The 14,121-nt window shown below is 36.7% G+C and carries 12 protein-coding genes; all 12 read left to right on the top strand.

All coding sequences use genetic code 11. From position 1 onward, the window contains the following. The first annotated feature begins 98 nt into the window (after window positions 1-98). On the top strand, window positions 99-968 hold the full coding sequence (gene folD, locus JDW14_07595; protein ID QQD65153.1) for a bifunctional methylenetetrahydrofolate dehydrogenase/methenyltetrahydrofolate cyclohydrolase FolD: 870 nt from the start codon (window positions 99-101) through the stop codon (window positions 966-968). A 49-nt stretch (window positions 969-1,017) separates the two neighbouring features. Continuing rightward, window positions 1,018-2,358, top strand: coding sequence for an exodeoxyribonuclease VII large subunit (locus tag JDW14_07590; GenBank protein ID QQD65152.1), 1,341 nt, complete (start codon window positions 1,018-1,020; stop codon window positions 2,356-2,358). Between the two features lie 19 nt (window positions 2,359-2,377). Further along, window positions 2,378-2,614, top strand: coding sequence for an exodeoxyribonuclease VII small subunit (xseB, locus tag JDW14_07585; GenBank protein QQD65151.1), 237 nt, complete (start codon window positions 2,378-2,380; stop codon window positions 2,612-2,614). Further along, on the top strand, window positions 2,611-3,495 hold the full coding sequence (locus tag JDW14_07580; protein ID QQD65150.1) for a polyprenyl synthetase family protein: 885 nt from the start codon (window positions 2,611-2,613) through the stop codon (window positions 3,493-3,495). The genes xseB and JDW14_07580 overlap by 4 nt, the downstream gene beginning before the upstream one ends. A gap of 3 nt (window positions 3,496-3,498) precedes the next feature. Beyond that, on the top strand, window positions 3,499-4,311 hold the full coding sequence (locus JDW14_07575) for a TlyA family RNA methyltransferase (protein QQD65149.1): 813 nt from the start codon (window positions 3,499-3,501) through the stop codon (window positions 4,309-4,311). A gap of 25 nt (window positions 4,312-4,336) precedes the next feature. After that, window positions 4,337-6,085: a DNA repair protein RecN gene (gene recN, locus JDW14_07570; GenBank protein ID QQD65148.1), complete on the top strand. Its 1,749-nt coding sequence runs from the start codon at window positions 4,337-4,339 to the stop codon at window positions 6,083-6,085. A gap of 206 nt (window positions 6,086-6,291) precedes the next feature. Then, on the top strand, window positions 6,292-7,140 hold the full coding sequence (locus JDW14_07565) for a RecX family transcriptional regulator (GenBank protein ID QQD65147.1): 849 nt from the start codon (window positions 6,292-6,294) through the stop codon (window positions 7,138-7,140). A gap of 76 nt (window positions 7,141-7,216) precedes the next feature. After that, complete coding sequence (mutY, locus tag JDW14_07560; GenBank protein QQD66534.1) at window positions 7,217-8,344, top strand: A/G-specific adenine glycosylase; 1,128 nt, start codon at window positions 7,217-7,219, stop codon at window positions 8,342-8,344. Between the two features lie 2 nt (window positions 8,345-8,346). Then, the gene (locus JDW14_07555) at window positions 8,347-10,074 is read left to right on the top strand and encodes an ABC transporter ATP-binding protein (protein ID QQD65146.1); all 1,728 of its coding nucleotides are present in this window, start codon (window positions 8,347-8,349) and stop codon (window positions 10,072-10,074) included. Next, entirely contained in the window at window positions 10,061-11,803 is a 1,743-nt protein-coding gene (locus JDW14_07550) for an ABC transporter ATP-binding protein (protein ID QQD65145.1), read from the top strand. Before JDW14_07555 ends, JDW14_07550 begins: the two co-directional genes overlap by 14 nt. Window positions 11,804-11,993: 190 nt before the next feature. Further along, entirely contained in the window at window positions 11,994-12,542 is a 549-nt protein-coding gene (locus tag JDW14_07545; GenBank protein ID QQD66533.1) for a DUF402 domain-containing protein, read from the top strand. A 168-nt stretch (window positions 12,543-12,710) separates the two neighbouring features. Then, entirely contained in the window at window positions 12,711-14,102 is a 1,392-nt protein-coding gene (locus JDW14_07540) for a peptidoglycan binding domain-containing protein (protein QQD65144.1), read from the top strand. The last annotated feature ends 19 nt before the right edge of the window (window positions 14,103-14,121 follow it).

The following is a 14,121-nucleotide window of genomic DNA, read 5'->3' as shown; positions in this document are numbered from 1 at the left end:
TTGAAGTCACTAATGTTCGTGTAAGTTACAGTTAGAAATAAATAGTGGAGCGTGGGTGTTCCGACTTGAATCACTGCGAGATAAAGGAGTAAGGCAATATGGTAGAAATTTTAAGTGGAATAGATAGGTCTAAAGTTTTGTTAGCACATTATAAGCAACAAGTTGCGCAAATGAAAGCACAATTTAATATTGTACCTAAATTAGTGGTGATTACAGTAGGTGAAGACCCAGCGAGCAGGGTATATGTTGGACAAAAAGAGAAAAAAGCAAAATCAATTGGCTTTGACTTTGAGTGGTTAACTTTACCTGAAACCATTACTCAACAAGAACTCCTTAATACAATCAATCAATTGAATGCTGATACTGGGGTTAATGGTATGATTTTGCAGTTGCCATTACCACAACATTTGAATGAACGCTTATTATTAGAAGCGATTGCACCACATAAAGATGTCGACGGATTTCACCCAATCAATATGGGGAAATTAATGGCAAATCAAGCGACTTTGTTGCCATGTACACCGAAAGGAATTCTTGATTTACTAAAAGCACATCATATTGAAATGAGTGGAAAACATGTTGTCGTTGTTGGACGGAGCTTAATTGTCGGTTTACCACTACAACAATTATTGATACATGAAAATGCGACTGTTACGGTTTGTCATTCACGTACGGTTGATTTAAAAGCAATGACCAAACAAGCTGATATTATCGTATCAGCCGTTGGACAACCCGCACTGATTACGAAAGAAATGGTTAAAACAGGTGCAGTTGTGATTGATGTCGGTATCAATCGTCAAGAAAATGGTAAATTAGTTGGCGATGTACAATATGAAGAAGTCAGTGAAGTAGCAGCTGCGATTACACCAGTTCCCGGTGGTGTTGGGCCGATGACCGTTGCGATGTTAATGCAACAGACTTTACAATGTGCTTGTGAGCAGCATCAAATTGATATAAATTCATTATAAAACACTAGTGAAAAAATAGTCCAAGCGAACCAGAATAGGTGGTGGAAATGTGTCAGAAAAGTATTTAAGTGTTAAGGCTTTAACGCAATATTTAAAGCGAAAATTTGATGTAGACCCGCATTTACAACGTGTCTTTGTGGTAGGGGAAGTGTCGAACTTTCGATTGCGACCGAATTCGCATCAATATTTTAATTTGAAGGACGAAGCGGCACGAATCAGTGCTGTGATGTACAAGGGAGCCTTTAATAAGTTGTCATTTCGCTTAGAAGAAGGAATGAAAGTATTAGCAGTAGGGCGTGTGACATTGTTTGAACCATCGGGGCAATATCAATTGGTGATTGAATCAATTCAGCCTGACGGTGTTGGGGCTCTATATCAAGCATTGGAACAATTGAAGCAAAAATTTCAGGCAGCCGGTTTATTCCAACAAAATGAGCGTCCTATCGCACGTTTCCCTAAGAAAATCGCTGTGATTACAAGTCCGACTGGTGCTGTTATTCGTGATATATTAACGACAATTAAACGCCGTTATCCGATTGTACAAGTGACGGTCTTTCCAACTCGTGTTCAAGGTAAGGAGTCAGTTGGTGAAATTGTCGCTGCATTTGACCAAGTGAAACAACGAGCCGATGAATTTGATACGGTTATCTTAGCGCGTGGTGGTGGCTCAATCGAAGATTTATGGTCATTCAATGAAGAAGTTGTCGCACAAGCGATACTTTCGTGTCCGATACCAGTGATTTCATCGATTGGACATGAAACGGATACGACCATTGCTGATTTGGTCGCTGATTTACGTGCACCGACACCAACGGCGGCCGCTGAATTATCGACGCCTGTCATGGTGGATTTGTTGCAAGCAATAACGGGTCATCAAGAGCGACTGATTCATGCAATGAATAAATTAATGAAAGACAAACAAAAGCGTTTAGCAACTGTACAACAATCATATTTATTAACTCAGCCAGAGCGTTTGTATCAAGCTTATTCGCAACAATTAGACCGATTATCTCAATTATTAAATGAGTATCAGCAACGTTATTTTAATCAACGCAATCATAGTATTCAATTATTGACGCAGCGATTGCTTTTATCAACGCCACAACAAAGAGTAAAACAACATGAACAACAAATAAACTTTTTAGCAGAGCGTCTTAGCCGTAGTATGCAGCATTATTTGCAAGCAAAACAACAAGTTTTTCAAAAGCAAGTCGTACAACTTGATGCATATAGTCCTTTAAACAGTTTAGCTAGAGGGTATTCGGTCGTAAGGACTACTGATGATGAAGTAATTAAAAGTGTTCAACAAGTGGAAGTAAATCAAGCGATAACCATTCGTGTGAGTGACGGTTTGATTGATGCGAATGTGACAGCGACACAACGAAAGTAAACAAAGGAAGGGGATTGTCATGCCAACAAAGAAAGCAAAACAACCAGAAAGTTTTGAGATAGCATTATCGCAGTTAGAGCAAATTGTACAGCAATTGGAACGTGGTGAATTACCATTAGAAGAAGCACTCTCTGCCTTTAAAGAGGGTATTGAATTAAGTCAGTATTGTCAAACGACATTGACCAATGCAGAACAAACGGTTGCGAAAATGATGACACCACAAGGGGAAGTTTTATTAGATGAGGCTACAGTATGAGTATCTTAACTTTTGATAATTTCCGAGAAATTTTTAATCGTGGATTAGAACAAACGACTCGCTATGAAACAACACCAATTGAGTTAATGGAGCCGATGATTTATTCCTTATTAAATGGCGGCAAACGGGTGCGTCCAGTAATGTTATTGTGGGTATTAGGTATTCAAGGGATTGATTCAGTCAAATTAGGTTTGAAAACAGCGATAGCATTGGAATATATTCATACATATTCCTTAATTCACGATGATTTACCTGCAATGGATAATGATGATTATCGTCGTGGTCATTTGACGAGCCATAAAAAATTTGGTGAGGCAACGGCTATTTTAACTGGCGATGCATTGTTGACTGATTCTTTTAATTTAATTGCCACCGATGATTTTTTAACAGCTGAGCAAAAAGTGCAGATTGTTCATTTGCTTAGTCAAGCAGCTGGGTCAGTCGGCATGGTTGCTGGTCAAATGAGCGATATTCAATCTGAGGGTCAATCCATTACATTGGAGCAATTGGCTCGGATTCACTATTTAAAAACAGGAAAATTATTTTTATTTGCTGTTCAGGCAGCCAGTGTAATTGCTGAATTACCTATCGAAGTTCAAGAACAGTTAGAACAATTTGCTGCACATTTTGGAAGAGCATTTCAAATCCATAATGATATTATGGACGAAATTGGGACATTGGATACGACTGGGAAACAGACGCAAGCTGATAGTGCCTTAGAAAAAGCAACTTACCCAAGTTTATTATCCTTAAAGGGTGCTAAACAAGCTCTATCAGACGAAGTGGCACAAGCAATGAAAATTTTAGAAACATTAACAGTACAAACAGGTAAGGATTACCAATCTTTAGCGCAATTTTTATCGTTTGTAAGTGTGGAGTAAAGAATGAAAAAAGAACGATTAGATAAATTAGTAGTCCAATTAGGATTGACAGAGTCCAGAGAACAAGCGAAACGCTTAATTATGGCTGGACAAATTTACGATGAAAATAATCAACGGTATGATAAACCAGGTGAAAAAATACCGGCAGATAAGGAATTACATATTAAAGGTAAAACAATGCCCTATGTCAGTCGTGGGGGCTTGAAGTTAGAAAAAGCAATTAAAGTGTTTGATATTGATATGACCAATCAGCGTTTATTAGATATTGGGGCATCGACAGGTGGCTTTACCGACGCAGCATTGCAATTTGGTGCTGAAATGAGTTATGCACTAGATGTAGGCTATAATCAACTTGCCTACTCGTTGAGAATTGATTCACGAGTGGAAGTAATGGAACGACAAAATTTTCGCTATTCAACACCGGCTGATTTTACACGTGGTGTGCCAACTATTGCGAGTATTGACGTATCATTCATTTCTTTGCGATTGATTTTACCACCTTTAGTGGATATTCTAGCCAATGACGGTATTGTTTTAGCCTTGATTAAACCACAATTTGAAGCTGGACGTGAGCGTATTGGTAAAAATGGAATTGTAAAAGATGCAAGTGTCCACCAAGATGTACTAGAAGAAGTATTACAATTTGCTAGTTCGATTGGTTATGTCGTAGAAGACTTAACATTTTCACCGATTACTGGTGGTGAGGGCAATATCGAATTTTTAGCGAAATTGCGAAATGCTAAGCAGTTAAACAATCAGAGCTGGAAAAATGTTGCGATTAGCGAAATTGTTGCACAAGCACATGAAACATTTTAAAACGGATAGGAGAGGAAAATAAACGATGTTACAAAGTATCATGATAGAATCCTTTGCGATAATTGAACAGGTGACGATTGATTTTTCCAATCACATGACCGTTTTATCGGGGGAAACTGGTGCAGGAAAGTCGATTATTATTGATGCATTGGGAATTCTTTGTGGTGGTCGTGGCTCAAATGAATATATTCGTCAAGGTAGTGACAAATTAGTAGTTGAAGGAATGTTTTCATTTGATGAAGTGCCACTTGCGTTAATTCGGACATTGGACGAACTGGGAATTGACAGCAGTTCTCTGTCAGCAGACGGTTTAATCATTAGACGTGAAATTACGCAGCAAGGTAAAAATATTATTCGTGTCAATGGTCAGCTCATTAATGTGACAGCATTGAAACGTATCGGCGAACATTTAGTTGATATCCATGGGCAAAATGAACATCAAGCACTACTTGATAATACGCAGCATTTAGCGTTGGTAGACCAGTTAGGTGATGCTGAATTTGAACAGTTGAAAGCAGATTATCAACAAGCATATGAACATTATCAAGCTGTTCGTACGAAATGGCAACAGAGTCAAAAAAATGAGCAAGAGCAATTACAACGTTTGAGCTTTTTAGAGTTTCAAGTCAGCGAAATCGAAGCAGCGAATCTCTCACAAGATGAATATGAAACATTAGAACAAACGAGTCAACGCTTGCAAAATGCAGTTAAAATTGCTCAAGGGGTATCGGCTATCAATTATTTATTATCGGAGCACGAAAGTAGTGTTCTAGGTAATTTGAACGAAGTCATCGGTGAAATGGCACAAATTCAACATTATCATGATGCTTTTCCAGCTCTTTATGAACAATTAAAATCAATGCGTTTCGATTTACAAGAAGTCGCTCATGAAATCGCAATGAGTGGTGATTTCGGTGAAGATGACAGCCAATCCATTGATGAAATTGAAGCGAGATTGAGTGAATTAGGGCAATTGAAACGCAAATATGGTATGGAAATTGATGAGATTATGGCTTACTACGACCAAATTTCAGAAGAAATCTATCAAGTAAAACATCGTGAAGATTACTTAAAAGAGTTAAGTCAAGAATTTAATGTTGTATACCAAAAGGCAGTTGTTTTAGCACAACAGTTGCATGATGCACGAGTTGTATTAGCAGAGCAATTAGTTAAAGCGATTGAAAAAGAATTAGCTGATTTATATATGCCGCATAGTCGATTTGACGTGCAGTTTCAGACGGTCGAATCACAACGCTTTGATTTGGTTGAAATTGGGGCAGTTGAATTTCTGCAATTGAATGAACTAGGATTTGATATTGCTGAATTTTATGCTATAACCAATGTCGGTGAAGCGAGCAAGCCATTGGTAAAAGTAGCGAGTGGTGGCGAATTATCACGCTTTATGTTAGCTCTAAAAGCTGTCTTTAGTCGACAATCGAAGGAACGTGTCATGGTGTTCGATGAGATTGATACGGGTGTATCGGGTCGTGTGGCTCAAGCGATTGCTGAAAAAATTGCTCAAATTGCGCAGATGAATCAAGTGCTATGTATTACACATTTGGCACAAGTCGCAGCGATTGCTGCGCAGCAATTATACATTCAAAAAATTGTCGAAAATAATCGCACGCATACAGCTGTGGCACTCGTTAATTTGGACGAACGAATTGAAATATTAGCAAATATGATTTCAGGCAAACAAATTACTGATTCATCAAGACAATTAGCGAAAGAAATGCTAGCTGAAATGCAAGCGGTCAAACAAAGGCTTGGATAATTTGCAATTGAAATAAATGTAAGAAAAGAGGCTGCTCACAACAGTCTCTTTTAAAATTATTGGTTTAATTTTATGAATTTGACTATAATAGAAATACGATGCGAGTGAGATTGTTTTGACTTGAATCACTGATGTGAAAGTTTATATGATTTGCGAAGTAATTCAAGTCATCTTAAGTGAGTAGAATAGAGAAAGTAGGTGAGAGTATGAAATTAACAAAAATTGAACGTCAAAAAAAGAATACTGAGCGTTATAGCCTATATATCGAAGGTGAGTTTTGGCTTGGTGTACACGAATCGGTACTTATTCAATTTGGACTTTATAAAGCACAAGATATAACAACTTCGACCATGCAAGAAATTATTGCAAGCGAATATGCACAGAGTGTCTATTTAAGAGGGGTTCATTATTTATCGTATGGTTTACGAACAATTCAAGAAATGTGTGATTATTTATTTGAATATGTTGATGAGCGAGCAAAGGAAGAGGCTGCTGATTTGAGTGAGCAGCGACCGGATTTAGTAGTTGAATCAGTTGTGCAACGATTGATTGAGCAAAAATATTTAGATGATTTGATGTATAGTCAGAGCTATATTCGAACACATGCGAATTTGAACTATAAAGGGCCTACATTATTAAAGCATCAATTGCGACAAAAGGGTGTAGCCGATACGCTTATTGATGAGGCTTTACAAGAATATCCATCACAACAGCAATTAGAAAATGCTGAACTGATTGTGAATAAATATATTGCTAGTAAGACGAATTATCCACCTAAAAAATTAGTTGAAAAATTACGTGAGCAATTGCGTAAAAAGGGTTATGAACAAGAGATAATACAAAGTGTCTTGCAAATGGTTGATGTATCGACACAGGAGGACCAACAAGATGAATTATTAATAAAAGAAGCAGATAAAGCTTTGCGTCGCTTATCTCGCAAATATGACGGTTATCTGCTTAAACAGAAAATAACAGAAACATTATTACGCAAAGGGTTCGACTATGATGCGATAAAACGGTGGCAAGAAGATAATTCGGAAGTATTTGATAACTAATGAATGAAAAATGTCATTCATCATCGTGATATAAGAAATAGACGGAGGAGTTTATAGCTTGGAAGAAACAACTAACATTTTACAATCATATGGTTGGAATCAGCAGAAGATAAATCAGTTTCGCTCAGATTTATTGGCGTGGTATGATGCGAATAAGCGTGATTTGCCTTGGCGACGAGATAATAATCCCTATTATATTTGGATTAGTGAAATTATGTTGCAACAAACACAAGTGGCAACTGTCATTCCGTATTTTGAACGATTTATTGCGACAATTCCAGATATTGCCACATTAGCACAAGTGGATGAGCAAGTATTGTTGCAGTTGTGGCAAGGATTAGGTTATTACTCGAGAGCTAGGAATTTAAAAATTGCAGCACAACAAATTGTAGAAAAACATGGTGGCGAAATGCCTAAGACCATGCCAGAATTATTAGCATTAAAAGGAATAGGGCCTTATACGGCAGCTGCAATTGGTAGTATGGCATTCAATTTACCTGAACCAGCGATTGACGGAAATTTATTGCGTGTCACAGCACGATTGTTTGAACTAGATGCCGATATTGCCAAACCGAGTTCACGCAAACAATTTGCTGCGATTTTATATGAACTGATTGACCCAAAAAGACCAGGTGATTTTAATCAAGCGATGATGGATTTAGGTGCGACAATTATGACACCGACAAATTATTATCCTGAAAACAGTCCGGTAAAAGATTATGATGCATCATTTATTAATGAAACGGCTGAAAATTATCCAGTAAAATCGAAAAAAGTAAAGCAAACACATCACACAATGATTGCTTACTATATTCAAGATAGCAGTGGGAATGTTTTATATCGTCAACATCTTGAAGAAGAATTGTTAACTGGATTATGGCATTTTCCAATGGTTGAATATGATATTGATTATGAGGCTGCCACTCAAAAGGAATTGTTAGAACCATTAGCTGAGCGTTATCGCCTTGACTGGCTTTTACATGATGAAGTTAGGGTAAATGCAATAGCATTTCCAGTCGTTAAGCATGTATTCTCGCATCGTGTGTGGCATGTTCAACTGATTTCCGTTACCTTAACAGAGTCGAATGTCAAAGAAATTCCAAGTGGCTGGCAGTGGGTTTCCAATCAAGACTGGTTAATATTGCCAATTTCAACTTTGCAGAAAAAATTAGAACAAGTGCGGGATGATAGGAGTGATTCGTAATAGTGAAATCATTAGCTATATTTTTTAAAGGTTATTATAAAGAAAGTATTTTAGGCCCTTTATTCAAACTGTTTGAGGCTCTATTAGAGTTGACGATTCCGATGATTGTTGCTCAAGTGATTAATACGGCATTATCAAGTCGGGATACTTCATTAATTATTCGTTATATTATTTTAATGCTAATACTAGGATTGATAGGCTTTGTTTTTTCGATTACAGCACAGTATTTTTCTGCCAAAGCAGCCGTAGGTTTTACACGACAACTCAATGAGCGTGTGTTTGAAAAAGTATTAGCTTTACCGAAAAGTGCATTGGATATAACTTCTCCGGCGAGTTTAGTCAATCGTTTAACAAATGATACTTTACAAATACAATCTGGCTTAAATATATTTTTCCGATTGTTTTTACGCTCACCATTTATCGTCTTAGGTTCATTGGTAATGGCAGTGAAATTAGAACCGCAGGTGACACTTGTGTTTTCCAGTATGATAATCTTATTGTTTATGATTGTAGGTGGCATATTATACGCAACTGCACCATTATTTACTAAAGTTCGTTATACATTGGACAGATTAGTGCAACAGACACGTCAACAGATGAAAGGAATGCGAGTGATTCGTGCGTTTCGTCAAGAACAACGTGAAATAGATGAATTTCAAGCAACGAATACAACACTTTATCGGCAACAATTATTTGTGACGAATATTAATTTATTAACCAATCCTTTAACATATGTAGTAGTTAATATCGCTTTGATTGTCATTTTATGGCAAGGAAGTCACTGGATTCATGACGGCGTGATACAACAAGGAAGTATCGTTGCTTTAGTGAATTATTTATTGCAAATTTTAGTTGAGTTAGTCAAATTGACAATGGTCGTGACTATGCTTAATAAATCATATACCAGTGCTAAGCGAGTTGCTGAAGTGCTTAATGAAGTGGACGAAACGGATACTTTTGTCAATGGCGAGTTGACAGATAGTCAAGCATTGTATCAATTTGAGCATGTGCAATTTACATATCCTAATGGACAATCTCCTGCATTGCACCAATTAGATTTTTCGATTCGTTCAGGTGAATTTTTCGGTATTATCGGTGGGACTGGTGCTGGGAAATCGGCTATATTAGAATTAATTACTAAAACTTATGATACGAGTAAGGGTGCTATTGCTATTAATAATCAGTTGATTGATGTTTCGACACGAAAAAGTGTGCGTAATGCGATTAGTTTAGTACCACAATTAGCGACTTTATTTCAAGGGACGGTACGCAGTAATTTGCAAATGGCATATCCACAGGCGACTGATGAAGAGATGTGGCGAGCACTCACCGTAGCTCAAGCAGCAGATTTCATTCGTAGTAAGGACGGACTTGATACAGCAGTGACTGCTTTCGGACGGAATTTTTCGGGTGGACAACGTCAACGTTTAACAATAGCACGTGCTTTAGTGAAACCAGCACAAATTTATATTTTTGATGACTCGACTTCGGCACTCGACTATTTAACAGAGGCGAGATTTCAACAAGCATTGAAAGAACAGTACGGTAATCGAACGATTATTATGATTTCGCAACGAACACATAGTGTGGCGAGTGCTGACCAAATTTTAGTCTTAAACGAGGGTGAGCAAGTTGGTTTAGGGACGCATGAAAAATTATTGGATACTTGTCCAGTTTATCGAGAAATTCACCAGTCGCAACAAGTGAAAGAGGTGAGTGAAAATGCGTAATCGAATGACAATTAAACGTCTAGCACCTTTGTTTTTTAAACAAAAAATATCACTCATCATCATTTTTATATTAAGTGTTCTTCAAGTAGGTTTAGCAATTTATTTGCCTGTGTTAATGGGGCAAGCAATTAATGTAATGATTGGACAAGGGCAAGTGGATTTTGTTCAGTTGCTCGATATTTTAAAACAAATGGGAATGGTAATTGCGATTTCATCATTAGTTCAATGGGTGAATCCACAATTATATAATCGCTTGATTTTAAAAATGATGACGATATTACGACAAGAAATATTAGAAAAAATTCATCGGATACCGATGCAGCAATTTGATAGATTATCAACGGGTGATTTAGTGACACGTGTTGTTTCCGATATAGAACAGTTGAGTGACGGATTGACCATGATTTTTAGCCAATTCGTTATCGGTGTTTTAACCATTTTTGTCACGATTATCACAATGCTACAATTAGATTGGTTCATGATGATGATAGTAGTGTTGCTGACACCATTATCCTTGTTCTTTGCACGATTTATTGCTAAACGTAGCTATCATCTTTTCAGAAAACAAACGAGTGCTCGCGGTCAGCATGGGCAAATGGTAGAAGAAACGATTCAGCAGTTAGAAGTAGTGCGTGTATTTAATGGGCAAGCATCAACATTAGAAAAATTTATAAAAATCAATGATGAATATGCTCAAAATTCACAAGATGCAATTTTTTATTCTTCCATAACCAATCCAGGTACTCGATTTATCAATGCGATTATTTATGCTATTTTAACTTTTATTGCTACAATGCGAATTATTAATGGCACCTTTACCGTAGGAGAATTAACGACCTTTTTAAATTATGTCAATCAATATACAAAACCATTTAATGATATATCGAGTGTATTTTCAGAAATACAAGGGGCATTAGCCTGTGCAGAACGCATTTTTGAAATATTTGATATGCCGGTTTTAACGGAAACAGGTCAACAGCAGATAGCTCATCAACAATTGAAAGGTGCTATTGCATTTGAAGAAGTTGCATTCAGTTATGAAGCGACTCAACCATTGATCACCGATTTAAATGTAAAGGTACAACCGGGGCAAAAAGTGGCGATTGTAGGGCCGACTGGTGCAGGAAAATCAACGATTATCAATTTGTTAATGCGTTTTTATGAAGTGGATAGTGGTTTAATTTTAATTGATGATGAGTCGATTACGCAGTATACACGTGAATCATTACGTCAAAATTTTGGTATGGTCTTACAAGAAACATGGTTAAAAACCGGTACGATTTATGAAAATATTGCGTATGGTTATCCTAATGCGTCTCGTGAATCAGTGATTCAAGCAGCTAAAGCGGCACATGCACATCATTTTATTGAACAATTACCAAATGGTTATGATACATATTTAGAAGACGGTGGCGAGAATTTATCAATTGGGCAGCAACAGTTATTGTGTATAGCGAGAATTTTCATCAATGTACCACAATTACTGATTTTAGATGAGGCAACATCATCAATTGATACACGTACAGAAATCTTGATTCAAAAAGCATTTGATAAACTGATGACAGGACGAACAAGTTTTATTATCGCTCATCGTTTGTCAACGATACAAACGGCTGACCTTATTTTAGTCATGCAAGACGGTAAAATTATTGAGCAAGGTAATCATGAGCAATTGATGCGTCAACAAGGATTATATTATCAAATGCAACATACACGTGAGAGTGCATAAAACTATGTAGCTATTAAAAGGTCAAGTATATTTTTAGACAATTCCTATCTTATGAGTATTCATACATATAAAAATGTGATATAATGTTTTACGATTTGAAGATGTTTTAGAGTGTGTAAAATTCATTTGAAAAGTGTGATTTTAATGCTTGATGACATCTAATTTGACAAACAGAAGGTAGGATTGAGTGATGAAACAACCGAAAGAGGGTGAATTCATCACTATTAAAAGTTATAAACATGATGGGTCATTGCACCGTACTTGGCGAGATACAATGGTATTAAAAACTAGCGATCAAGCAATTATTGGTTGTAATGATCATACGTTGGTAACTGAATCCGATGGTCGTCGATGGGTAACGAGAGAAGCAGCGTTATTGTATTACCATAAACATTTTTGGTTTAATATTGTAGCGATGATTCGAAAACGTGGTGTCACTTATTACTGCAATTTAGCTTCTCCTTACTTGATTGATCAAGAAGCATTGAAGTATATCGACTATGATTTAGATATCAAAGTATTTCCTGATGGAGAGAAACGATTATTGGATTTAGATGAATACGAATTACATGGGAGACGTTATCAGTATCCCGAGGAAATTGATCGTATTTTAAAATATAATATCCAAGAACTTGTAAGATGGATTGAAGAAGAGAAAGGCCCATTTTCACCACAATTTATTGAAATTTGGTATGAACGCTATATTCAACTAACCCATCGGAAAAAAGGAAAACTTTAACAATAGTATGAGTTCACTGTTTGTTAAAAAGTCAGGCATTTGCCTGGCTTTTTTATGTTGCGTAGGTTGGCTTGATGTAGTACTGTCAAAAAAATTAAAATGTTGCATTTGATAATATTTGATTAACCTTTTATAATAATAGAGAAAATAGAGCGAGGAGGTTGAATTATGCCTAAATGGAGTAAAAAAATATGGGGAGTAATGATTGCGACAACGCTCTCTGTATTGATGATTGTTTTTTATGTAGCAGGTCTCTTTTATTATCAAAATCACTTTGTAGCAAACAGCACTGTGCTAGGAATACCAATTGATGACCAAACAGTAGTAAGTGCAGGTCGATTAGTACAAGAAAAGATAGCAGATACAATCCTTGAAATAAAAGAAAAAGAATCTGAAAAGGGTACGATTAAACTATCTGAATTAGATATTTCAACTGAGCTAAATGAATTGTTGACACAAAAATTAAATCAGCAAAAAAGTAGTCAGTGGGTACCAGCTTTCTTTGGGATTGTGCGTAATAATATTGAAGTGTCGCCGCAATCATTAAAATTTAGCGAAGAAAAATTATTGCTACTAATTCAACAGCTACAATTAAATGATGAATCTCGTCCAGCGAGTCAATCTGCCTATATTAATAAAGAAGAAAATCAATTTTCAATTGTCCCAGAAGTTTATGGACAGCAGGTTAATCCACAGTCACTTCACCTAGCCGTTCTCAAAACTTTGAATCAAGGTCAATCAATTGTTGATATTGCGAATGCCTATATTCAACCAAAAGTGAAACAAGAAGATGAAGTGATTTCTCAAACTATGGAGAAGCTAAAGGTAATGGAAAACACTTCGATTACGCTGACATTTGACGGAAATGAAGTTATAATACCAAAAGAAAGAATCCAATCGTGGCTTTATGTCGATGAAGAAGGCCAAGCACAGGTTAATCGTGAAGAGGTTGAAGATTATATTCGAGAGCTAAATAATCAATATGCTGGATTATTTTTACCACGTTATTTTGAAAGTACTTATCAAGGAACGGTACAAGTTCAACCAGGAACGTATGGTTGGTATATTGACCGAACACAAGAACCTGATGCGATTATTGAAAATATTCATGCCGGTGGTGTTGTTAAACGTGAACCGATAATTGGTGGTTCGGGATATGGTATGGGTGATAGTGTCGGTGGTTCTTATGTTGAAGTTGATATTGCAAATCAGATGATGTTTATTTATCGTGATTGGGAGTTAGTGCTCAGTACACCTGTTGTGACAGGGCGTGTTGGTGCAAATACAGTTCCAGGAGCGTATCAAGTGTGGAATAAAGAAACGCCAAGTGTTTTAACTGGGCATAATCCGATAACGAATGTCGATTACCAACAGCCGGTTAGTTATTGGATTGCATTTGATGACCAAGCACAAGGTATTCACGATGCAAATTGGCAGCCGACATTCGGAGGGCAGGCTTATTTATCAAATGGGTCCTTAGGTTGTGTAAACACACCACCTAGTATTATGGGACAAGTGTATGAATTAGTTGATTATGGTATGCCAGTCATTATCTTCTAAACTTAATAGAAGTTTAAGA

The organism is Aerococcaceae bacterium zg-252 (assembly GCA_016237705.1).
Taxonomy (GTDB): Bacteria; Bacillota; Bacilli; order Lactobacillales; family Aerococcaceae; genus Globicatella; species Globicatella yangjingiae.
Note: the sequence above shows the minus strand (reverse complement) of the source record. Positions and strands in the feature narration are given on the sequence as shown.

Excerpts from the sequence above, each read along its gene's own strand:
- folD (QQD65153.1), top strand. The coding sequence starts at position 99 with ATGGTAGAAATTTTAAGTGGAATAGATAGGTCTAAAGTTTTGTTAGCA.
- xseB (QQD65151.1), top strand. The coding sequence starts at position 2,378 with ATGCCAACAAAGAAAGCAAAACAACCAGAAAGTTTTGAGATAGCATTA.
- JDW14_07580 (QQD65150.1), top strand. The coding sequence starts at position 2,611 with ATGAGTATCTTAACTTTTGATAATTTCCGAGAAATTTTTAATCGTGGA.
- JDW14_07575 (QQD65149.1), top strand. The coding sequence starts at position 3,499 with ATGAAAAAAGAACGATTAGATAAATTAGTAGTCCAATTAGGATTGACA.
- recN (QQD65148.1), top strand. The coding sequence starts at position 4,337 with ATGTTACAAAGTATCATGATAGAATCCTTTGCGATAATTGAACAGGTG.
- JDW14_07565 (QQD65147.1), top strand. The coding sequence starts at position 6,292 with ATGAAATTAACAAAAATTGAACGTCAAAAAAAGAATACTGAGCGTTAT.
- JDW14_07545 (QQD66533.1), top strand. The coding sequence starts at position 11,994 with ATGAAACAACCGAAAGAGGGTGAATTCATCACTATTAAAAGTTATAAA.
- JDW14_07540 (QQD65144.1), top strand. The coding sequence starts at position 12,711 with ATGCCTAAATGGAGTAAAAAAATATGGGGAGTAATGATTGCGACAACG.